The sequence below is a fragment of the Proteus penneri genome (genome assembly GCF_022369495.1).
GTDB classification, from domain to species: Bacteria; Pseudomonadota; Gammaproteobacteria; order Enterobacterales; family Enterobacteriaceae; genus Proteus; species Proteus penneri.
Genome location: NZ_CP059690.1, coordinates 1904237 through 1926146, shown reverse-complemented (window position 1 = coordinate 1926146; position 21910 = coordinate 1904237). Strand labels below are relative to the sequence as shown.

General features: G+C 37.3%; 26 protein-coding genes. 15 read left to right on the top strand and 11 right to left on the bottom strand.

What is annotated here, in order from left to right; translation table 11 throughout:
• Positions 1-26 precede the first annotated feature (26 nt).
• The 3 genes from H1225_RS08805 to H1225_RS08795 all read left to right on the top strand — a co-directional run bounded on the left by H1225_RS08805 (position 27) and on the right by H1225_RS08795 (position 3585).
• On the top strand, positions 27-809 hold the full coding sequence (locus H1225_RS08805; protein ID WP_237584378.1) for a two-partner secretion domain-containing protein: 783 nt from the start codon (positions 27-29) through the stop codon (positions 807-809).
• A 181-nt stretch (positions 810-990) separates the two neighbouring features.
• Positions 991-2214, top strand: a complete 1224-nt coding sequence (locus H1225_RS08800; protein WP_239739673.1) for a two-partner secretion domain-containing protein — start codon at positions 991-993, stop codon at positions 2212-2214.
• 120 nt (positions 2215-2334) lie between these two features.
• Positions 2335-3585 (top strand): filamentous hemagglutinin N-terminal domain-containing protein, encoded by a 1251-nt coding sequence (locus H1225_RS08795; RefSeq protein ID WP_161671117.1) that lies wholly within the window; start codon positions 2335-2337, stop codon positions 3583-3585.
• 188 nt (positions 3586-3773) lie between these two features.
• Here H1225_RS08795 and H1225_RS08790 read toward each other — a convergent pair whose 3' ends face one another.
• From H1225_RS08790 to flgA, 3 genes are all read right to left on the bottom strand, one after another.
• Complete coding sequence (locus tag H1225_RS08790) at positions 3774-4214, bottom strand: flagella synthesis protein FlgN (protein WP_161671118.1); 441 nt, start codon at positions 4212-4214, stop codon at positions 3774-3776.
• 13 nt (positions 4215-4227) lie between these two features.
• Positions 4228-4527 (bottom strand): flagellar biosynthesis anti-sigma factor FlgM, encoded by a 300-nt coding sequence (flgM, locus tag H1225_RS08785; RefSeq protein WP_161671119.1) that lies wholly within the window; start codon positions 4525-4527, stop codon positions 4228-4230.
• A gap of 393 nt (positions 4528-4920) precedes the next feature.
• Positions 4921-5577, bottom strand: a complete 657-nt coding sequence (flgA, locus tag H1225_RS08780; protein ID WP_006533175.1) for a flagellar basal body P-ring formation chaperone FlgA — start codon at positions 5575-5577, stop codon at positions 4921-4923.
• A 209-nt stretch (positions 5578-5786) separates the two neighbouring features.
• Here flgA and flgB point away from each other — a divergent pair, with 209 nt between their 5' ends.
• The 11 genes from flgB (at position 5787) to flgL (ending at position 15942) form a co-directional block, all read left to right on the top strand.
• Entirely contained in the window at positions 5787-6197 is a 411-nt protein-coding gene (gene flgB, locus H1225_RS08775; protein WP_006533174.1) for a flagellar basal body rod protein FlgB, read from the top strand.
• Positions 6198-6207: 10 nt separating this feature from the next.
• On the top strand, positions 6208-6612 hold the full coding sequence (gene flgC / locus H1225_RS08770; RefSeq protein ID WP_006533173.1) for a flagellar basal body rod protein FlgC: 405 nt from the start codon (positions 6208-6210) through the stop codon (positions 6610-6612).
• A 12-nt stretch (positions 6613-6624) separates the two neighbouring features.
• Positions 6625-7455, top strand: coding sequence for a flagellar hook assembly protein FlgD (locus H1225_RS08765; protein ID WP_115065469.1), 831 nt, complete (start codon positions 6625-6627; stop codon positions 7453-7455).
• Between the two features lie 27 nt (positions 7456-7482).
• Positions 7483-8703 (top strand): flagellar hook protein FlgE, encoded by a 1221-nt coding sequence (gene flgE, locus H1225_RS08760; protein WP_006533171.1) that lies wholly within the window; start codon positions 7483-7485, stop codon positions 8701-8703.
• Between the two features lie 21 nt (positions 8704-8724).
• Positions 8725-9480: a flagellar basal body rod protein FlgF gene (locus tag H1225_RS08755; RefSeq protein WP_109847283.1), complete on the top strand. Its 756-nt coding sequence runs from the start codon at positions 8725-8727 to the stop codon at positions 9478-9480.
• A 19-nt stretch (positions 9481-9499) separates the two neighbouring features.
• Entirely contained in the window at positions 9500-10282 is a 783-nt protein-coding gene (gene flgG, locus H1225_RS08750) for a flagellar basal-body rod protein FlgG (protein ID WP_036935743.1), read from the top strand.
• 63 nt (positions 10283-10345) lie between these two features.
• On the top strand, positions 10346-11089 hold the full coding sequence (locus tag H1225_RS08745) for a flagellar basal body L-ring protein FlgH (RefSeq protein WP_006533166.1): 744 nt from the start codon (positions 10346-10348) through the stop codon (positions 11087-11089).
• Positions 11090-11103: 14 nt separating this feature from the next.
• Complete coding sequence (locus H1225_RS08740; RefSeq protein ID WP_115065467.1) at positions 11104-12210, top strand: flagellar basal body P-ring protein FlgI; 1107 nt, start codon at positions 11104-11106, stop codon at positions 12208-12210.
• Positions 12210-13196 (top strand): flagellar assembly peptidoglycan hydrolase FlgJ, encoded by a 987-nt coding sequence (gene flgJ / locus H1225_RS08735; RefSeq protein ID WP_109400751.1) that lies wholly within the window; start codon positions 12210-12212, stop codon positions 13194-13196. Before H1225_RS08740 ends, flgJ begins: the two co-directional genes overlap by 1 nt.
• A 117-nt stretch (positions 13197-13313) precedes the next feature.
• Positions 13314-14966: a flagellar hook-associated protein FlgK gene (gene flgK / locus H1225_RS08730; protein ID WP_109400750.1), complete on the top strand. Its 1653-nt coding sequence runs from the start codon at positions 13314-13316 to the stop codon at positions 14964-14966.
• A gap of 31 nt (positions 14967-14997) precedes the next feature.
• Positions 14998-15942 carry a flagellar hook-associated protein FlgL gene (flgL, locus tag H1225_RS08725; protein ID WP_072063106.1) on the top strand — a complete coding sequence of 315 codons (945 nt, stop codon included), beginning with the start codon at positions 14998-15000 and terminating at the stop codon, positions 15940-15942.
• Between the two features lie 67 nt (positions 15943-16009).
• Here the strand turns inward: flgL and H1225_RS18430 are convergent, their stop codons facing one another.
• Positions 16010-16132: a hypothetical protein gene (locus H1225_RS18430; protein ID WP_109847286.1), complete on the bottom strand. Its 123-nt coding sequence runs from the start codon at positions 16130-16132 to the stop codon at positions 16010-16012.
• Positions 16133-17126: 994 nt separating this feature from the next.
• Between H1225_RS18430 and H1225_RS08720 the strand changes: the two genes are divergently transcribed.
• On the top strand, positions 17127-17381 hold the full coding sequence (locus H1225_RS08720) for a helix-turn-helix domain-containing protein (protein WP_161671122.1): 255 nt from the start codon (positions 17127-17129) through the stop codon (positions 17379-17381).
• A gap of 237 nt (positions 17382-17618) precedes the next feature.
• Here H1225_RS08720 and fliR read toward each other — a convergent pair whose 3' ends face one another.
• Genes fliR through fliL form a run of 7 tightly spaced genes read right to left on the bottom strand, consistent with a single transcriptional unit; the run spans position 17619 to position 21834 of the window.
• The gene (gene fliR / locus H1225_RS08715; RefSeq protein ID WP_072063103.1) at positions 17619-18401 is read right to left on the bottom strand and encodes a flagellar biosynthetic protein FliR; all 783 of its coding nucleotides are present in this window, start codon (positions 18399-18401) and stop codon (positions 17619-17621) included.
• A 5-nt stretch (positions 18402-18406) separates the two neighbouring features.
• Entirely contained in the window at positions 18407-18676 is a 270-nt protein-coding gene (gene fliQ, locus H1225_RS08710) for a flagellar biosynthesis protein FliQ (protein ID WP_006533156.1), read from the bottom strand.
• A 15-nt stretch (positions 18677-18691) separates the two neighbouring features.
• Positions 18692-19462, bottom strand: coding sequence for a flagellar type III secretion system pore protein FliP (fliP, locus tag H1225_RS08705; protein ID WP_006533155.1), 771 nt, complete (start codon positions 19460-19462; stop codon positions 18692-18694).
• On the bottom strand, positions 19462-19908 hold the full coding sequence (gene fliO / locus H1225_RS08700; protein ID WP_006533154.1) for a flagellar biosynthetic protein FliO: 447 nt from the start codon (positions 19906-19908) through the stop codon (positions 19462-19464). The genes fliP and fliO overlap by 1 nt, the downstream gene beginning before the upstream one ends.
• A gap of 3 nt (positions 19909-19911) precedes the next feature.
• Positions 19912-20322: a flagellar motor switch protein FliN gene (gene fliN, locus H1225_RS08695; protein ID WP_006533153.1), complete on the bottom strand. Its 411-nt coding sequence runs from the start codon at positions 20320-20322 to the stop codon at positions 19912-19914.
• Positions 20315-21346 (bottom strand): flagellar motor switch protein FliM, encoded by a 1032-nt coding sequence (gene fliM / locus H1225_RS08690; RefSeq protein ID WP_006533152.1) that lies wholly within the window; start codon positions 21344-21346, stop codon positions 20315-20317. The genes fliN and fliM overlap by 8 nt, the downstream gene beginning before the upstream one ends.
• A 5-nt stretch (positions 21347-21351) precedes the next feature.
• The gene (gene fliL / locus H1225_RS08685; protein ID WP_006533151.1) at positions 21352-21834 is read right to left on the bottom strand and encodes a flagellar basal body-associated protein FliL; all 483 of its coding nucleotides are present in this window, start codon (positions 21832-21834) and stop codon (positions 21352-21354) included.
• Positions 21835-21910 lie beyond the last annotated feature (76 nt).

The following is a 21910-nucleotide window of genomic DNA, read 5'->3' as shown; positions in this document are numbered from 1 at the left end:
TAATTTTTTTTATAGGAGATTTATTAATGAAAAATAAAAAATTACTTTTCCCATTATTTATTTTATTCAATTCACAAATGGTTTTGGCAGGTGAGAATATTATTGTAAATGATAATTTATCGCCTAAGACAACGCTCACTTTTGATAATGAAAAAAATAAAGATGTCATTAATATAGATACAAACCTTGAAGATGGTATTTCACTTAATTTTTACCATAAATTTAATGTTCCTAAAGAGGGGATCATTCTTAATAATAGAAAAGCCAAAGCAAATATTATTATTAATGAAGCCACTGGAAATGAAATGAGTTTAATTAATGGTAATGTTAGAGTCGAAGGACTAAAGGCTCATGTAATTATTGCTAATCCTAATGGTATTGAATGCAACCAGTGTTCTGCCTCCAGAGTTACTGATTTTACACTAATTAGTGGAAAAACTAATGACAGTGTCAGAGATTTCATTTTATCAGATAAAAATTATGTCTCTATTCATGGTCTAAAACGGATCGCTAGTCAAAAAATTAATCTTATTTCTAATAAAATTTTTATGGAAGGAACATTAAATAAATCTATTGATACATTAAATATACTTAGTGGGTTGAAAACATATCATCTTTTTTCAAAAAATGAATTTAATCACAATGGACAAATTTCTTTTTTTGAAGGGTTTAAATCTAATTTAAATGAAATTAATATTAAGCATGGTTATGGTGAGGTTTATTTTGATAAAGGTTCTTATAATATAACAAAAAGTAAACTAAATATTGATGGTTTGTCTGGGGATAGTGCTCTTTATATATCTAGATAATTAATATATAAAAATAACGTTTTTATTTTAAATATAAAATATATAGGTGTTAATTTAGGTGAGTTATATATTTCGTTAATGTGCTGATATTTGTTTTCTAGAAATAATAAATTTAATAAGAAGTATTATATAAAATGCTTCTTATTATCCCTGCTAATGAATAATATAATTAGGTTTAGTAATGAAAGCAAAAAAAACACTTTATTTTTGTTATCATGGTTTATTTATAATATCACTATTTTTTTCCTCTCAAGCTTCTTCGGATATGTTAATCGTTAAAGATGATGATAAAGCAAAAAAACTTTCTATTAATTATGAAAGTGGAAAAGCTGTAATTAATATTGAGACAAATGATATTCAAGGGGTTTCACATAATTATTATAGTGACTTTAATGTTGATGAAAAAGGTGTAGTGTTTAATAACGCTAAAGAGAAAGATGTAATAACCATTATAAATGAAGTGACATCTAAAAATAAAACAATGCTTAAAGGTGACCTATCTATTAATGGCAACCCTGCAAGTATCGTTATTGCAAATCCTAATGGAATACATTGTCAAGGATGTTCATTTAATGGTATTGAAACAGTCACTTTAATCAATGGCAGAAGTGATAACTTAAAGGTAGGTAAGTATCTAGTTTCTAATAAAGGAAGCATTGAGTTTAGTGCAGGTGAGGAAGCTGAGAAGAATAAATTTATTTTTGATAAAATAAATATTATTTCTAAGTACGTTAAATTTAATGAAAATTTAACGTTGTTTTCTAATGAGCTAAATATTATTAATGGTAAACAGATTTACCATATGTATAATAAATTCCCCTCAAAGTATCATAAAGGAAAGTTGTTATTAGATTTTGGCTCGATTATTAATTCAAAGAAATTTATTTATTCTGCTGGAAATAATGTTCTTATAAATAATGGCATTTTTAATGTGGGAGAGATAGTTATAGATACAAAGGGGAAAATAATCAACTTAGGGGAAATAAATATATTAAATTGGCGTATTGATTCTATTTTGAAAAATCTCTATAAGAAATATAATAACACTGATTTTTCAGAAAAAAATACCATATTTAATGCTAAGGCATACAGTAATGAAAAAAATTCTAGATTAACTATTTATAAAACTAATATTTATTTTAATTTATCTAAAGGTAACTTTTTTAATAAGGGAGCTCTACGTTTAGAGAAGAGTAAAATTTCTGCTAATGTACGTAATTACATTCATTCTTTCGAAAGTAAATCATTTAATATTAACTCTTTAATGGTTATTGATGCTAAAAAAAGAGTAACACTCAATGGGGAAATTTTCTTTATTGATCCCCTTGATAAAATTTTTATTCAAAATAGTACGAATATTAAATTTAATCCGAAAAATAGCGATAATATCCTTATTAAATATTAATTATTTATATATGTTTTTTTATAAAATATTTTATGTGAATGTTTTTATGTGGATGGTTTTTAAAATTAATCGGATTATATATTAATTATAATAATTACTTTAAAACCAAAGGAAATGGCTATGAAAAAAATCCCTTTATTTACTCTTTCATTATTATCTGTATTTGTTTCAGTATCTTGTTATGCTACTCAAGATGTTGTTTTAAATGCTAATTCATTATCTGATGCACAAGTATCAATGAATGATGATATAGGTAAAACACAAGTTAAAATCATAAACACTAATCAAGATAATGTAGCACATATCTATTACGACCGTTTTAATATTAATAATGATGGTTTATCATTAGATAATGATAAAGCAGAATTAATTATTAATGAGGTTGTTTCTCACGAAAGTTCAGAGTTGCATGGTGATCTTGAGTTACAAGGAAAAAAGGCGACAGTAATTATAGCTAACCCTAATGGAATTTCTTGTTATGATTGCTCTTTCTCAGGAATTGATGATATTAAGTTAATTTCTGGTAGCAGTGTAGGGAAATTTTCTAAGGAATTTACTATAACAGATAATCCTGTTGATTTTGCTTTTGTCAATAAATTACCTAGAAATAAGCTTACGCATATCAATCGTCATGATAAAGACGTTTCACCTAAATATATAAATATCATATCTAATGATATAACACTGGATAAAGGTGATTTTAATGCTGAATATATCCGTTTTGATATCGGTTTAGATAAATTTAATCTTAACTATTTAAATAATTATAATAGTAAAGGGAGGTTGATAATAGAACCCGAGGCAACGTTAAATAGTCGGTATTTGATGATAAAAGGGAATAGTGCTACGGTTGATAATTATGGTCATATTGATACTTTATCTTTAAATGCAAATGTCAGATCGTGGTGTAACCATAATGGTTCAATTATAGATTTAAATAGAGATATAAATTTATATAAAACAGCTTATGATGATGTAAAAAAATCAAAGTTAAATATTTCAACGTATTATTTTAGTGCTGATAAATCATCTTTTTATGTTAAAGATAGTGCTTTATTTATTAATGCGGGAGATATGGTGTTACTTAACGATTATATTATCGACAATAGCTATTTAATATCACGTGTTAATTATATAGATATGAATAACATTACGTTGAATAAAAGCTATCTTGATGTTACCTCTCTGCATCGTATAAATATTGATGGTAAAATCCATGGGGAAGGTAGTGTTGTGTTAGAAGGGATGTACGGGAGTTTTGATAAAAAAGATAAAATAGCGTTAACAGGAAAAGATCTAGCAGGATTAAAGGGACAACCGAAATTTCAATTAGGTACATCAACTATTATAGATAAAAAATATCAACCATAAAAATCTTTAATAAACTTTAATTAAAAAGTAATGATAAAAATATCATGTTTATTATTACTATCGATTTAACGTGTAACATTAATTTAATACTTATTTTATAGTTACTATATAAGTAAAAATAATAGGCTGCATAAAATAGTCCTTGTATTATGTTGATATAATGCAAGGACTGTTATTTTCTTTAAATTTTATACTTGGATTTTTCGCCCAGCTAATATTGAACGTTGTGCTTGCCCATCAGAACCATAAAGGGTTGGGCTGTGGTTCTTCTGCAAAAAACGGATAGCATCACTATTACGAGAGATGTGTTGATCAAGTAGTAATCCGTTATGTTGATTCAGATGTCTTAACTCCGCCGTGATGTCTATTATCTGTGTCCATAAATCAGATAAGAATGGCAACCCTGCATAAGGTTTTTCTACACCGGCTTGTAGGCTTAGCGTATGACGCTGTTGGTCTGTATGACCTAAAGCCGACAAGACAAAATTCTTCTGTTCAGTTACTTCGTGTAGGGCATTGATATCAATATTACCAGCGCATAATAACTGTTGTTCAGCACGTAAAATACTCGCAATGGTATTAAGCTGTGATAATTGAAGATCTAAAGTCTGGCGGAGTTCTTCCATCATAATCATTAAAATATTATTGAGTTATGCTTTCAGCAGCTTCACGGAAAAGAGCATCCGCAATTTTACCGCTGTCCATGGTTAATGTTCCGTTGGCAATTGCTTCTTTTAAGCGAGCAACTTTCTCAACGTTAATGTCTTTATTGCCAGGTTGAACAAGTTTTTTCTGCGCTTCACTTAGTTTTACAGACGTGTCACCTGTTGTAGCTTTTTGTTCAGTTGTTCCCGACTTACGTGAGCCCTGAGTGATTTCACTTGGGTTACGTTGTGCAATTGCGTTAATCGGAAGCAGTGGATTTGCGCGTTCAATACTCATAGGAAAATCCTTTGTTAGGCATCAATTAATAGTCAGATGAAGCCATTGTAAAACAACCTATGTGTTTTCGCCTATCATCTTGGTTCTTTATATCGGCTATTGAATCAAAAACTTTAATCTTAGTCGTCATATTCATCATACTCGTCATACTTCAAGCCGTAGCGTTGTTGACCGCATTCACTCACACTAGTCACATACTTATGTATGCTCCTAGCGATTCGTTCATTTGTCGCCTAGCTACAACTTGAATTATTTAGAGTATCTATATTAGATGCTTTAAATTATTTAGAGTAAAAAATGTAGCGCAAAAGAGTTTACATTGGCTTGTCATAACTGAAACGGCTAACAAGCAATTCAATAGGGGCTTATTCTGCTTATCAGCTTTTTTATTTATTAAAGAGGGATGCGAACAGAGCCATTTTCAAGAGCTTCTCCAATGACGATTTGGCCTGATTTCACTCTAACTCGAATCGTTTCATTGGCAACAGCATTGTTGATTGCCTTGCCTTCATAGCGAATTTGAAAATGATCGCCTTGTGCAAAAACAGTAACGGTTTGACCTGCCAAAATAGCCCAAGGGCGACGGATCATGGTCGATGTGATAGGTTTTCCGGCAGAAATTTGGCGCATAGCAATGGCATTTTTAATTAACGTAGGATCACGTAATACGTCATAAGGTTGCTTTTCTAATTCACCTGTTATCATGCTGACTGATGCCGTTTCAATCGCATCATCACGATTGATGTCTTTTTTGGCGACTAAATATTTACCCGTTACACTCACATCAACTTGAATAAAACGACGTTGTTTATCACATTGAATGGGAATCGAAAGCCGCCCCCAATTACGAGAGCCTGCATGGCGTTGGATCGCTTGTGTTTGACACACTGGCCATTTCTCTTCCGGTGTTAAAACTGTGACTGTCACTTTATCGCCTTGTTGATGAAGCGCGACAAAGAAATCTTGTAGTTCTTCAGGAAGTGATTTCGCAATACTCACATTCACCATAAAGAAAAAAGAAAACAGACCGATAAGAGTTTTAACTAACATAGTTTGTATCACCTTACAGAGTTGATGCTAATTGTGCGTTTGTCATTATTTAGCAACAACAGTGTACAGCGACTTTGCATGCCTTAAACGCATAAATAGCAATCCAATTTACGCCTATTCCTCCAATCATCTTTTTTTTGAGCGTTTATTCTGTCAACTGAAATTGTTTTATCAGCTGAGGTAAGTGGCTTAGCCACCAAGGATAGAAGATGCTCGATAAATTAGAAAATACGTTTCATTTTCAACAAGAAGCGCTCTCAATACGCAATAAACGCCAAGAAATTCTCGCTGCGAATATCGCTAACGCAGACACCCCAGGCTTTCAGGCTCGTGATATTGATTTTGCTTCCGAATTGAAGAAAACCATTGAAAACGGACGTACTGGTAGTCATGGCATGCAATTGGCGATGACATCAGAGCGCCATATCCCGATCAAACCCGGTTATCGCTTAGAAGCAGACTTACTCTATCGCGTACCTCATCAAACGGCGATGGATGGTAATACCGTGGATATGGATATGGAACGTAGTAATTTTGCTGACAATAGCCTTAAGTATCAGGCTGATGTGACATTTATTAACTCGCAAGTCAAAAGCATGATGGCTGTATTGCAACAGTAGGGTAAAGAGCATGTCTTTATTTAGTATTTTTGATATTTCAGGTTCAGCACTTTCAGCGCAATCTCAACGTTTAAACGTAAGCGCTAGCAATATGGCAAATGCCGACAGTGTTGCGGGCCCAGATGGTGAACCTTATCGTGCCAAACAGGTTGTTTTTCAGGTCAACGCACCTGCTGGCCAAGAAGTTGGTGGTGTTCGTGTCACTGAAGTGGTGGATGATCCTGCTCCATTTCGTATGGAATATCAGCCGGGACACCCTTTTGCCGATGAAAAAGGGTATGTCCGTATGCCGAATGTTGATGTTGTGGGTGAAATGATTAACACCATTTCTGCATCAAGAAGCTACCAAGCTAACGTCGAAGTGATGAACACAGCCAAATCACTGATGCAAAAAACACTGATGATAGGCCAATAGGGAGAATAAATTGTGGGTATTTCCGCCTCAATGAATGAACCTTATGATAATACCATTATCGGGGATGCACCTTCTTCGTACCATACGAAAAAAAGTGGTAGTGAGGATATCAAAGGGAATTTCCTAACACTACTCATCACTCAGATGAAAAACCAAGACCCAACAAATCCAATGCAAAATAATGAGTTAACCTCCCAGTTAGCTCAAATTTCGACCGTTGAAGGTATCGAAACACTGAATAAAACAGTGAACAACATTGTTGGTCAGATTGATCAAAGTCAGGCATTGCGAGCATCTTCCTTAGTTGGCCATGGTGTCATGGTCTCTGGGAATAAAATTGTTGTCTTTCAGCCAACTGACGGTAAAGGTGAGACTGAAAAACCTGGTAACGGGGATGACACAATTCCAACACCTGATACTCAAAATGAAAAAACGCGCCAGCAAATGGGAACGTATAAATCAGAAGGTACTGACCCAACTACGCCTAGCGATGAACACCTTTTTTCAACACCTTTTGGTTTTGAATTACTCAGTCCAACCGATTCTCTTACGATAAACATCACCAATGCGAGTGGTGTTACCGTTCGTACAATCCAAATGGACAAAAAGATGCTACCGGATGTTTATAACTTCTCTTGGGATTGTACTGATGAAGATGACAATCCTGTTCCAACAGGCAGTTATAAATTTACCGTTAACGCCACGCTTAATGATGCTCAGGTCCCTGTTAAGACACTGAATTATGCGCTGGTGAATAGTGTGTCCATGGTGGATGGTGGTGCCCGCCTTGATGTTGGCTTAGGTAATACCGTTTCATTGGATGAAATTCGTCAGGTTCTTTAACTAACACATATTCAACTTGGAGGGCGCATGTCCTTTTCACAAGCAGTAAGTGGTTTAAACGCAGCAGCCGCTAACTTAGATACTATCGGTAATAATATTTCTAACTCCGCAACCTACGGTTTTAAAGGCGCAAGCGTTTCTTTTGCAGACGTATTCGCTGGTTCAGGTGCAGGTCTGGGGGTTAAAGTGGCGGGTATTAGCCAAAACTTTAAAGACGGTAGTATCACAACCACTAACCGTCCAACAGACGTGGCGATTTCTGGTGGTGGTTTTTTCCGTATTGAAGATCAAAACGGCGGCGTTTTCTATTCACGTAATGGTGAATTTGGTAAAGATAAAAATGGTTTTCTGACTAACATGCAAGGTATGCGTGTAACAGGTTATCCAGTACAAAGCGTTGATGGTAAAAACGTGGTTCAAAAAGGGGCAACGCCAACACCTATCGTTATTCCTACGGATATGATGAATGCAAGTGCAACCGATAAAGTGGATATGACGGTTAACTTGAACTCAGCTGAAGAGCCAATTGACCAAACGACTCATGCGTTTAATCCTAAAGATAATGACTCTTATAACTTCAGTACTAACGTAACAACTTATGATAGCTTAGGTAATGAACATAACTTGAACTTATTCTTTGTGAAAACAAAAGATAATGAATGGGAAGTTCATGCTCAAGACTCTACAACAGGTGAGCCAGCTCAAAATCTAGGCAAGTTAGTTTATAAAAATAATGGTGTACTAGACGAAACGGCAACTAGCATTAAAAATTTCACTACTGTGTCTTATAAAGGTTCAGAAACCATGGATATGGCGATGAACTTTACAGGCAGTACTCAACAAAAAGTAGCCGAATCAAGTGTTTCTAAACTGGCACAAAACGGTTACCAAGCGGGTGAATTCACCAACTTCCGTATTGAGCAAGACGGCTCCATTATGGCGACCTACTCAAACCAACAAAGCCAAGTTGTTGGCCAAATCGCATTAGCTAACTTTGCAAACGCTGGCGGCTTAAGCTCACAAGGCGACAACATGTGGTCTGAAACTAACGGTTCAGGTTCGCCAATCGTCGGTGTTGCTGGCTCTGGTGTATTCGGCAAATTAACCAATAACGCATTAGAAGCGTCTAACGTGGATATGAGCCAAGAGTTAGTCAATATGATCGTTGCTCAACGTAACTATCAATCAAACGCACAAACCATTAAGACTCAGGATCAGATCCTGCAGACTCTGGTTAGCTTGCGCTAATAACGCCGGAAATAATCTGTTATGGATCATGTGATTTATACCGCGATGGGCGGCGCCAGACACTCGATGGAAAATCAAGCTGTCGTGGCGAACAACTTAGCAAACGCATCAACGCCGGGATTCAAAGCGCAGCTTAGTGCAATGCGAGCCGTACCTGTCAATGGCGATACCTTACCAACTCGTACATTAACGGTAGCCTCAACGCCTGGTAGCGATCAGAGTCAAGGAACGATGAACTATACCGGCAGATCAATGGACGTTGCGTTAAGTGATAACGGCTATTTAGCGGTTCAACTTGAAGATGGTACTGAAGCCTATACCCGAAACGGGAATATCCAACGTAACGCTGACGGCATGTTGATGGTACAAGGGCGTTTGTTAATGGGGGATAACGGTGCGATTGAAGTACCTCCTCAAGCAGATGTCAGTATTGCCAATAACGGTATTGTGACTGCGCATGTGCCGACTGATCCGCCAAAAATGTTGGGTCAGATTGGTCGTTTGAAAATGGTAAAACCAGAGCAAAACGATTTAGTTCGTGGCGATGATGGTTTATTCCATTTATCACCGAACGGCGTTGCACGTGCAGGTGCGGAATTACCTGCGGATGATAGCGTGAAGGTGTTAGCTGGTGTGTTAGAAGGCAGTAATGTTAATCCAGCAGAAGCCATGGTCGATATGATAGCAAACGCAAGACGTTTTGAAATGCAAATGAAGGTTATTCATAGCGCTGACGATAATGCGCAACGAGCTAACCAATTGCTATCACTGAGTTAAATAGTGTAAGGGGAAAACCATGATCCGTTCTTTATGGATTGCTAAAACTGGGTTGGATGCACAACAGACAAACATGGATGTGATTTCCAACAACCTCGCGAACGTCAGCACCAATGGCTTTAAACGTCAACGTGCGGTTTTCGAAGATTTACTGTATCAAACAATCCGTCAACCGGGGGCGATGACTTCTGAACAGACGAATGCACCGTCAGGTTTACAAATTGGTACGGGGGTTCGTCCTGTTGCTACTGAGCGTTTACATAGTCAAGGTAACTTGGCTCAAACTAATGGTACTCGTGATGTGGCGATTAAAGGACAGGGTTTCTTCCATGTTCAGTTACCTGATGGCACAGACGCTTATACCCGTGATGGTTCTTTTCAAATGGATCAAAATGGGCAATTAGTGACAACCAGTGGTTTCCAAGTCGTTCCAGCAATTATTCTGCCTGAAACGGCGAAAAAGGTCATGATTGGTCGTGATGGTACTGTTAGTGTTGAAATTGAAGGTTCACCAGCACCACAACAAGTGGGGCAATTGACGCTAACAACCTTTATTAATGACAGCGGATTAGAAAGTGTCGGTGAAAACTTGTACTTAGAAACCGCAAGTTCTGGCGCACCGACTGAAAATGCTCCAGGTATCAACGGCGCAGGCTTGTTGTATCAGGGATATGTTGAAACCTCTAACGTTAATGTAGCTGAAGAGTTGGTCAATATGATCCAGACTCAACGTGCTTATGAAATTAACAGTAAAGCAATTTCAACATCTGATCAGATGTTACAGAAACTAACGCAACTCTAATTTCGTTTGTTCATTAGCCTGACAGGGTTTCCTGTCAGGCATATTACTAAAAGAGTATCGAAGATGGATACAAAGGTCATTACTGACAATTCTGGGGCAAGAAAGCTTAGTGTCAGATGGCGTCGTCATCAACGTTTAGGTACCGCCCTGTTGGTACTGACACTGGCGGGATGCGCACATATACCGAAAAAACCGTTGGTAGAAGGTAACACAACGGCGGTTCCAACGGCACCAACAGCACCTGCACCAAATGGCTCTATTTTTCAGGCAACTCAGCCTGTTTATTTTGGCTATCAACCTTTATTTGAAGATAGACGCCCTCGAAATATAGGTGACACGCTGACGATCACGTTGCAAGAAAATGTCAGTGCAAGCAAAAACTCATCTGCTAATGCAAGCCGTAATGGTAAAGCTGGGTTCCTTGCTTCGATCACCCCAAGATTCTTAGAAGGGTTGTTTGGTAATAATCGCGCTGATATGGGAATGGAAGGAAACAGTGACTTTGGCGGTAAAGGTGGCGCAAATGCGAACAATACCTTTAAAGGCACCATTACTGTTACCGTCGATCAGCTTCTTGCCAATGGTAACCTGCACGTTATTGGTGAAAAGCAAATTGCTATCAATCAAGGTACTGAATTTATCCGTTTTTCAGGTGTGGTGAATCCAAGAACAATTAGTGGTTCCAATACCGTAAATTCAACCCAAGTTGCTGATGCTCGTATTGAATATATCGGAGACGGTTATATCAATGAAGCTCAATCTATGGGATGGCTACAACGCTTCTTCTTAAATGTATCACCTTTTTAATGAGTAGGATCCAGATGAAAAAAATAGCGATGAGCCTTTTCTTTATCGTGATGACATGTGTCGGTTTTTCCGCTCATGCCGAACGGATCAGAGATCTCACCTCTGTTGAAGGGGTAAGAGAAAATGCGCTGATTGGTTATGGTTTGGTCGTGGGATTAGATGGAACGGGTGACCAAACAATGCAAACCCCGTTTACCACACAAAGTCTGAATAACATGCTCTCACAATTGGGGATCACAGTACCACCCGGCACCAATATGCAATTGAAAAACGTTGCTGCGGTGATGGTAACAGCAAAATTACCGCCTTTTGGTCGTACAGGGCAATCAATCGACGTCGTTGTTTCATCCTTAGGTAATGCCAAAAGCTTACGTGGTGGTACGTTGCTGATGACACCATTAAAAGGTGTTGATAATCAGATTTATGCTTTAGCACAAGGCAATATTGTTGTCGGAGGAGCAGGCGCATCTGCGGGGGGTAATAGTGTTAAAGTTAACCAGCTAGCGGGTGGGCGCATTAGTAGTGGCGCTATCATTGAACGTGAGTTGCCTTCGCAATTTGGCCAAACAGGTCTGCTAAATCTACAACTAAATGAAGAAAACTTCACATTGGCACAACATATCTCTGATACCGTTAATAAATTACGTGGTGTGGGAACGGCTATTCCTTTAGATGCTCGTACCGTTCAATTACGTGTTCCTATTGGTAAAAGCGAACAAGTCCGTTTCTTGGCTGAAGTTCAGAACCTTGAAATTAAACGTGTTGTTGCTGATGCGAAAGTGATCATTAATGCCAGAACGGGTTCAGTTGTGATGAATCGTGATGTGACATTAGGAAGTTGTGCGATTGCACAAGGCAACCTTTCCGTTACGGTTAATAGCCAAGTCAATGTAAGCCAACCTAATACTCCATTTGCGGGTGGTAGCACTGTTGTAACACGGAATACTAGCGTGAATATGAGTGAACAAGGTGGCTCATTACAGCAAGTGAATGCAAGCGCAAGCCTAAACGAAGTGGTTCGTACATTAAATGCATTAGGTGCAACACCAACTGATTTAATGTCGATATTGCAGGCAATGGAAAGCGCGGGTTGCTTACGTGCGAGATTGGAGATTATCTGATGAAAGATTTATCTCTGCTTTCTTCAATGCCGAACGTTTCTACTCCGGCATATGACAGCAATGCATTGAATAAACTTAAATATCAGGTTGGACAAAATGCTGATCAGCAAGGGTTGCGCCAAGTGGCGCAACAACTTGAAGGTGTTTTTGTTCAAATGATGTTAAAGAGCATGCGCGATGCAATACCTCAAGAAAGCATGTTTAATTCAGAAAGTACCAAGATGTACACCTCACTTTATGATCAACAAATCGCTCAAGACCTATCACAAAAAGGCTTGGGCTTTGCTGACATGATAGAAAAACAACTTTCTGCCAAAGTCACGATGGATCCAAGTGAAATGGCGGGTAAAACACCAATGCCATTAGATGGCAGTGATATTTTTCAATCCATGCCAACACAAGCTTTGGGGCAAATTTATCGTGCAATGCAGCCTTATCAAAATGCAATTGAAAGTACGATTGGTAAGCTTAAAGGGTTATCTGAAAGCAGTGCTTCTTTTGCATCAAAATTGTTAGGGCCTGCTAAACAAGCGACAGAAGGCACGGGTGTACACCATCTTTTAGTTGTTGCTCAAGCCGCGCTTGAATCAGGCTGGGGAAAACGTGAGATCCTAACGGGTGATGGTAAACCAAGTTATAACCTGTTTGGTATTAAAGCAGGAAGTCGCTGGAAAGGGCCTGTCACAAATATCATGACAACTGAAGTAATTGACGGTAAGTCAATTAAAATGCGGGATAATTTCCGCGTTTATGGCTCTTATGTTGAAGCCATTCAAGATTATCTCCGATTGATTACTGAAAGTCCTCGTTACGCAAAAGTACCTCAAGCTCAAACCCCAGAACAAGCTGCTTATCGCATCCAAGAAGCGGGTTATGCCACCGATCCAGGTTATGCGAAAAAACTGGTTTCAATCATTGGTCAATTAAAAGGAAGCGGTGAGCAAGTTGCTAAAACTTATACTCACGATTTAAGCGATCTATTTTAATGCTTTCCCCTCAAGTTTAGAGGGGAAGTACCGATAATAAAGACCAGAGCATTCATTCCAACTTGCCAGCTATGCTCCGTGCATACGGGTGATGACTAAACGTAAAAGGATAGACAAATGTCCAACAGTTTAATTAATACAGCGATGAGCGGACTTAATGCGGCACAAGCTGCGATGAGCACTGTGAGTAATAACATCGCTAACCAAAATGTAAAATGGTACAACCGTCAAATGACTGTTTTTAATGAAAACAGCGGCACAATGACCGGTAATGGTTATATCGGTAATGGTGTTAATGTTAGCCGTATTCATCGTGAGTATAACGAATTTCTTGCCGGTCAAATGAACCGTGCAATGTCAAAACAAAGCGCACTTAATAGCTATACCAAAAATATCTCACAAATCAATGATTTGTTAGCAGATAAAGGAAATGACGTTTCCAGTGCGATTGACGAATTTTTTACTAGCTTACCAAACGTAACCAATAATGCCGAAGACAACCCTGCGCGTACAACGGTAATTGGTAAAGCGGAAGCCATGGTGAATATGTTTGCTAAAGCAGACCAATCATTGCGTGATTTAGAAAAAGATATTAATAGTCAGGTGACAAATACCTCTAAAAATATCAATGAATATACAAAACAGATCGCAAAACTAAATAACGAAATTAGTCGTTCTAAAGGCTTCAATGGCGCTGATCCTAACGACTTATTAGACCAACGTGATCGTTTAATTCAAGAGTTAAACACACTGGTTGATGTTCAAGTGACTCAACAAGATGGTGGTTTTGTTAACGTCACGTTTGCTAATGGTCTGCCATTAGTATCTGGTACTCGCTCTTATGAAGTTTCTGCTATTCCATCTAATAAAAATAGTGAACGTCTTGTTCTTGGTTATAGTAATGGCATTGATGAAGTTCGCGAAGTGGATGCAAAACGCATTAAAGGTGGCGAACTTGGCGGCGCGTATCGTAGCCGTGAAGAAGTGTTAGATCCAAGCCGTAACCAATTAAATCAATTAGCGTTAGTATTAGGTGATCAATTTAATAAGCAGCATGAGCAAGGTTTTGATTTAGATGGTAAAAACGGTGAGAAGTTCTTCGAACTTGGTGGCGCTCATGTTATGCCTAACGGTAAGAATAAAGGTGACGCTACCTTTGATGTCAAATATACCGATACCAAAGCAGTGAAAGCGGCTGATTATACTGTTAAATATGATGGTAGTAAGTGGGATGTTACGGTAGAGCCGGGCGGTCGTAAAGTTAATGCAAAAGTAAGCGCAACGGGCGAATTAGAATTCGAAGGCATGAGTATCAAAATCAATGGTACAGCACAAAAAGAAGATTCTATTATTGTTCAATCTGTCGGTAATGTCATTGCCGGTATGGAAGTTGCAGTGACTGATCCAAGCAAGATAGCGGCAGCTGGCTCGCTAAACGCGGATGGAACAACGGCACCAAGTGATAACGAAAACATGAAAAAATTGTTTGATTTACCAGACCAAAAAGTGATTGATGGTAAAACAACGATTGCAGGTGGTTATGGCTCACTGATCAGTATGGTGGGTAATAAAGTGAATACCGCGCAAGTTGATTTTGATGCTCAGGTTTCTATCACTAAAAGTATTGTCGAACAACAGCAGTCTGTTTCTGGTGTGAACTTGGATGAAGAGTACGGTGAGATGTATCGCATTCAAGAATACTACATGGCAAATGCGAAAGTTATTCAAACTGCAAACAGTATGTTTGATGCGATTATGCAAGTTTTCTAAGTAACCCTTCATCAGAATAAGGAATAACACGGTGCGTTTAAGTTCAAATCAAATTTTTAGTCAGCGTGTGGATAATATCACTGGCTCGCAAAGCAAATGGATGACTGAAGGAAATAAAATTTCAAGTGGTCGTCGCGTTGAAAAGCCTTCAGATGATCCCATGGCGGCTTCTCAAGCGGTAATGGTGAAACAATCTGAATCACGTAACCAACAGTATGCAACAGCGCGCGGATTTGCAAAAAACAGCATGTCATTGCAAATGAGTTTAGCGAGTCAAATGGTGAATATCACCACCAAAATTCAAGAAACACTGGTTGCTGCGGGTAATGACGCCACGCTTAGTGATGAAGACCGTTCATCTCTTGCTGATCAATTACAAGGTTTAAAAGATCAATTAGTGGGTATTGGTAATACAAAAGATGGTGTGGGGCGTTATATTTTTGCCGGTTTCCAATCAGATAAACCGCCTTTTGTTGCTGATGCAACGGGTAAAATCACCTATCAAGGTGGCGACAAGCAAATTACCCAAAAAGTAGATAGCAATATTGAAATGACGACCAACTTCACTGGAATTGAAACATTACAATCTTCAGGTGGTAAAGGGACAGAGCCTGATATTTTTAATGCACTTGATAATGCTATTACAGCGTTACGTGAACCTTTAACAGGTAAACCACAAGCAGATCGTGATGCAGCATTAGATAAAATTGATGCTGCAAACCGTGTTAACCGTGCAACTTTAAATAACATTTCTAGTGTAGAAGCCAAATTAGGTTTACAACTTCAAGAGCTTGATAATTTAGATGATTTGGGGGCAGATACCTCTTTAAGAAATGCAAAACGTTTAAGCGAGTTGCGTGACTTAGATTGGACACAAGCAATTTCTGATTATTATCAAGAAGAGTCTGTCTTACAGGCTTCTTATAAAGTTTTTAACGACATGAAAGAGATGTCGATGTTCAAGATGTATCGCTAATTTTTATCGTACTTTTTCGCGACATTTTGATATCTCCCCTGATATTGATTTATCAGGGGAGTTTTTTTTATTGTTTATTGAATACAATTGATAAGTTCATTTTTTTAATATTAGAAATAAAGTGTTTTGCTGATGAAACTTCAAAACCATGATAAAGCCGTTTTATATTTTTTATAAAGGTATCAATCATAATTAGCTTGACGCCAATATTTTTGGCAATATGAAATATTGTGAAACTACTTTTCATAATAAATTAGCATCAAGGCCTTTCCCATTGAAATGATATTAACAGTAAGTCTAGATAAAATAGTAATTATTTTATTTATAAACGACAAAATATGAGATGTACCTCGTCATTGTTTTTTAAATTCCTTTGCTTTATCCAGTTATCTAATGTGATTTTACCACATCTAATTTTATATCCTGCCTTTTTGTGTGGATATTCCTTGCAGAATAAACTCGATTTCTTATCATCTTATTTTACGTATGTTATTTGTTTTTTTGTTTTAACATTCCAACTTTGAAAGTAATATCGTTATTAAACTTCAATTGAGATAAATCCTAACAGGAGTCGTTGTGTGTATAAACTATATAAGTTAATTTATCACTCGTCATAATATGATTTTCTTTTTTTAATTTACATTATTGATTTAAAAAGGAAAAAGAATATCTAATAAAGACGTTCTTTTAAGGATGATCAATTATAATTCATTCGGATAAGTCAATGGATATTATTTTTATTTTATTCTTGATATATATTTTATTCATTAATTCGATATAAAATTAGTTATTATTCTTTAAGTTTTGTTTAAAAATAAGTCATTAAAGATTAAGTAAAGCTAATATTTATGAAAAAAGGATAATTTTCTCTTCTGTATTTAATTATCTATTTGATAAATAAGTTTTTTTAACTATTTTTAATAGTGTATAACGATCTATTTTGATAGATTAATAGATGTATCCTATCAAGCGTTGAGTTATTGATTGATAATAGCGTATTTACAGTGAATATTTATAAATTTATATTGTAAAAAATTTATTTTTCTAATAATAAATAATTATAAATATATAAAATTGTATTTTAAGTGAAAATTTAGAAATGTTAGGTTTTCTAAATTAGAATGATTATATTTTTATTTTCTATAAATTTTATTCAATGATATATAAAAGAATAGGTTATTAATATGAGAAAGCATTGTAACGAACCATTACGTAAAATAATCGGGAAGTATATAAAAAAAGCGCGTATAAATAAATCATTGTCAGGTGAGCAATTAGGGCTACTATTGAATGTCAGTCAGCAACAAATATCAAGATATGAAAATGCAGAGACGAGTGTTAATATTGAAACATTATATTTCATATTACAAACGCTAGATAAAAACTGGGAGGATTTTTATTGTCATGTTATACGAGAGTATGAAAATAAAAAAATGTAGAAATAGGTATGGCTTTTATTTTTATTCTTTTTAATTAAATAACTAATAAATAAATTATTTTATAGCGAATTATTATTGTCTATGAAAATTTAATATATGGCTTTATATGAAATAAATATTCTCATTAATTCAAGTATGAATGTGTTGTCAATAATAATGTTAATGTTTAATAAAAGTGCCTTTTGTCAATTTTATTATTGAAAAGGCCCATCGTATGTATTTTTAATCAGTCTTATGTCAAGAAACCAGCTGCTGTAGTATTAAGGTGATGCGATTAAATGTATCGCTAAAGACACGCTCAGTAAAGACAGGAAGAGCGGGCATGATCATTGATAGCGCTAGCATACCAATGGTTAATGTTAGTGGGAAACCGACCACAAAAACAGAAAGCTGTGGTGTCATACGGTTTAAAATACCTAATGAAAGGTTGAGCACTAAAAGTAGAGTGATTAATGGCATGGCTAACATCATACCGTTGATAAATATAGTCCCACCACTTTGAACTAAAGTTAATATGCCTAATGAGTTAAAGGTCTGATTTCCAATAGGAACAACATAGAATGTATCAACTAATATAGATAATAGCCATAAATGACCGTCGAAGACCATAAATAATAGCATTGTTAGCATATTAAAAATACGTGCCAGAATAGGCATGTTAGGGCCACCTGATGGATCGACAAAGGTAGCGAATGAAAGCCCCATCTGTAAACCAATCACTTCACCAGCATGACGAACAGAAGCGAACGCCAACTGCATTGATAACCCGAGAATGGTGCCAATCAAAATTTGTTGTAACAGTACCCAAAAGGCAATAAGCGAGAATAAAGGCACATGACTTTGCGGTAAGCCTGGTGCGACTAATGCAGTAATTAAAAAAGCGAGTGCAATACGAAATTTTTTAGGTGTTTGTTTTTCACTAAATAGCGGTGCGGTGCTAAAAAGGGCGAGTATTCGCACAAATGGCCAGAAAAAATCACTAATGTAGCCGCTAAGCATTTCACTGGTCAGGGTTATCATTGCTATTAACCAATCATCCCTGGAATGCCTGTAAATAGGTTATGCATATAATCGACAAGTAAACTTAACATCCAAGGACCCGCAACTAAAATAGCGACTAATACAGCAAGAATTTTTGGAATAAACGATAATGTCATTTCGTTTATTTGTGTTGCAGCTTGAAGCATACTGATCACAAGACCCGTTACCAGAGCGGACAATAAAAGAGGGCCTGCTAGTGATAAAGCGATTTTCATCGCTTCAGTACCTAGTGCTAAGACGGATTCTGGTGTCATGGGGTTACCTCTGCGCTAATTAAAAAAGCTTTGTGCAAGCGAGCCTAGTATTAATTGCCAGCCATCGACTAAAACAAAAAGCATCAGTTTAAATGGCAATGAAACTGTGGCTGGTGGCACCATCATCATACCTAGCGCCATCAACACACTGGCGACAACTAAGTCGATAATAAGAAAAGGAATAAAAATCATAAAACCGATTTGAAAAGCGGTTTTTAGTTCACTGGTAATATATGCAGGTACCAAAATACGCATAGGTACACTTTCGCGAGTTTCAAATGCAGGTGCATCGGCAAGACGAGCAAACAGAGCCAAGTCAGTTTCACGAGTTTGTTGCATCATAAACTGACGTAGAGGTTTTGAACCATTTTCTAAGGCTTGCTCAAAGGTAATTTGATCTTCAGTAAATGGCATATAGGCATCTTGATAAATTTTATCAAAAACGGGTGCCATAATGAAAAATGTCATAAATAATGCTAAACCAAGAACTACTTGGTTTGGCGGGGCAGAAGGTGTACCTAAAGCATTACGTAATAATCCAAGGACAATAATAATACGGGTAAAACTTGTCATCATCAGCAAAACAGCAGGAATAAAGCCTAATGCTGTAATGAAGATTAAGGTTTGTACTGGCAGTGACCAACTTTGACCTCCACCCGGTAAAGGCTGTGTAATAATACCCGGAAATTGGGCAAACGCACTGGTAGGTAACAAGAGTAAAACCAGCACACTAGCGAAGAGACGCCAACGCTTTAATGCGTTAAAAAAAGTGACACACTGATGCATTATGAGTTGCCTTTATCTCGCTTTAGCGTTTTTTGTAATATTTGAGTAAACAAGGGTGATGTTGGTGATGAGGTCGCTTCCTGCGAGGCTTTATCAGGAACGGGTAATTTATGCAGCAGATTTACCTGCGATGCAGTTACCCCTAATACGAGCCATTCCTGTTCTATTTCAACCACCACCACACGTTCTTTCGCACCTAATGAACAACTTGCTTTGACGCTAAGTTGTGCTGTTGTTCCTTTAAATGAACCTCGGCTAAAGCCAAAACGGCGAAATAACCACATAGCAACAATAATAAGAACGATGATGCCTGCAAGTGCCGTGCTAACTTGAGCAAGGCTTTGACCTACAGGCAACGGTTGTGTAGGTGTTTGAACTGTTTGTGTTGTAGCGGGTGCGGTAGTATTTACCGCACCTTGGCTGGAAAAGGAAGGAAGCTGTTCCATAGATTAACGGCTCAGGCGACGCATACGTTCTGATGGTGTAATGATATCGGTAATGCGAATACCATATTTATCAGAAACAACCACAACTTCACCTTGAGCGATTAAATAGCCATTGATAAGAATATCAAGAGGCTCACCAGCTAAACCATCCAGTGAAACGACAGAACCTTGTGACAGGCTAAGTAATTTTTTAATGGTCATTTTGGTGCGACCTAACTCTACTGTTAATTTGACAGGAATATCCATAATCAAATTAATGTCAGATAGATGGTTCAGTGTGTCGTCTTCAGGTAAAAGATGTTCAAATAGATCGGAACTATTATCCTGGCTTTTACCAGTTTGCTGTTCCATTGCATCAGCCCACATATCCTCAGCCGATTGTGAATTATCAGTTGGGCGATTTGCATCACTCATTGGTTTGTTCCTCATCCAGAGCGTTTAAAACAGGGTTAATTAGGTGTTCAACCCGAAGGGCATATTGCCCATTTACTGTACCGTATTGGCTTGTTAATACGGGCACACCATCAACATGTGCAATCAATCTTTCTGGTTTATCAATCGGGATAACATCCCCTTCTTTAAGTGTTAACACTTTTGATAAGCGCAGTGGGATGTCAGTAAAGTTTGCGACCAGTTCAAGCTCTGAATGCTGAACTTGGTTGACTAAACTATCTAACCAAACCCCATCTTCTTGACGAACATTTTCAATTGGTGGATTGATCAGTCGTTCACGTAATGGCTCAATCATGGCAAATGGAATACAAATACTAAATTCCCCAACCATGGAACCAATTTCTACCTGAAAAGGTGTCGTAACAACAATATCATTCGGTGATGAGGTGATATTGGTAAATTTCACCTGCATTTCAGAACGAACATATTCCACCTGAATTTTAAATATGGAATCCCAAGCATCACGGTAGGCATCAAGTGCCAATTTCAACATTTTGTTGATGATCCGTTGCTCTGTGTTGGTAAATTCACGCCCTTCCACAGGGATTGGAAAACGGCCATCACCACCAAACAGGTTATCTACCGCGATATAAACCAGATTGGGTTCAAAAGTAAATAATGCTGTTCCTCGTAAAGGCTTTAAATGCACCAAGTTAAGGTTCGTTGGCACAGGTAAATTACGAGCAAAGTCGTGATATGGGTGAATTTTAATGCCACCAACAGTAATGTCAGGACTCCGACGAAGCATGTTAAACAGCCCCATACGAAATTGACGCGCAAAGCGTTCGTTAATAATCTCTAACGACTGTAAACGTTCTCGAACCACACGACGTTGCGTGTTGGGGTCATAAGGCTGAATATCCGGTTCATTCGGATCCTTCGCTATCGCAGGTTCCCTGTTCGCGCTTTTTTTGGCGTCGTCACCTGATGTGTCATCATTCAGCAGAGCATCAATCTCTGCCTGTGAAAGGATATTATCGCTCATAATGATTATCGCAGAATAAACGTGGTAAACAGTACATCGGAGAGGATCTGTTCTGATTCTCCCGGTACGAGAGTCGGTCTCAGCGTTTCTTTTACATCCGTCATTAGCTGGAGTTTTCCATTGTCTGTCGCGAGCTTATTAGCCTGTTGACGAGAAAGCAGTAATAACAAGCGGCTACGAACTTCAGGTAAATAATCATGTAGACGCTTACGAGTGTCTTCATTATGTAATCTTAATGTGATCCCTATGTAGAGCACTCTGTCTAAGTGTTCTTCGTCATCAATTAGATTTACCGTAAAGGGTTCTAATGACATAAAAACGGGTGCTGGTATAACTTTTTGCTGACTTGTGCCCGCTGAACCTGATTTAGCATGCTTCAATGCCCACCAACTATATCCACCGAATGCCGCTGCAATAATGGCGATCACCAATAGTACGATGATCAGAATTAAGCTATAGCTTTTACGTTCATTGCTGTAATTAGACATGGACAGTTAAATTCCTGTTTTGTAGTGGATACGTGTTCACTGTTGTGGACTTCCATATCCATCTAAATCAACCTTA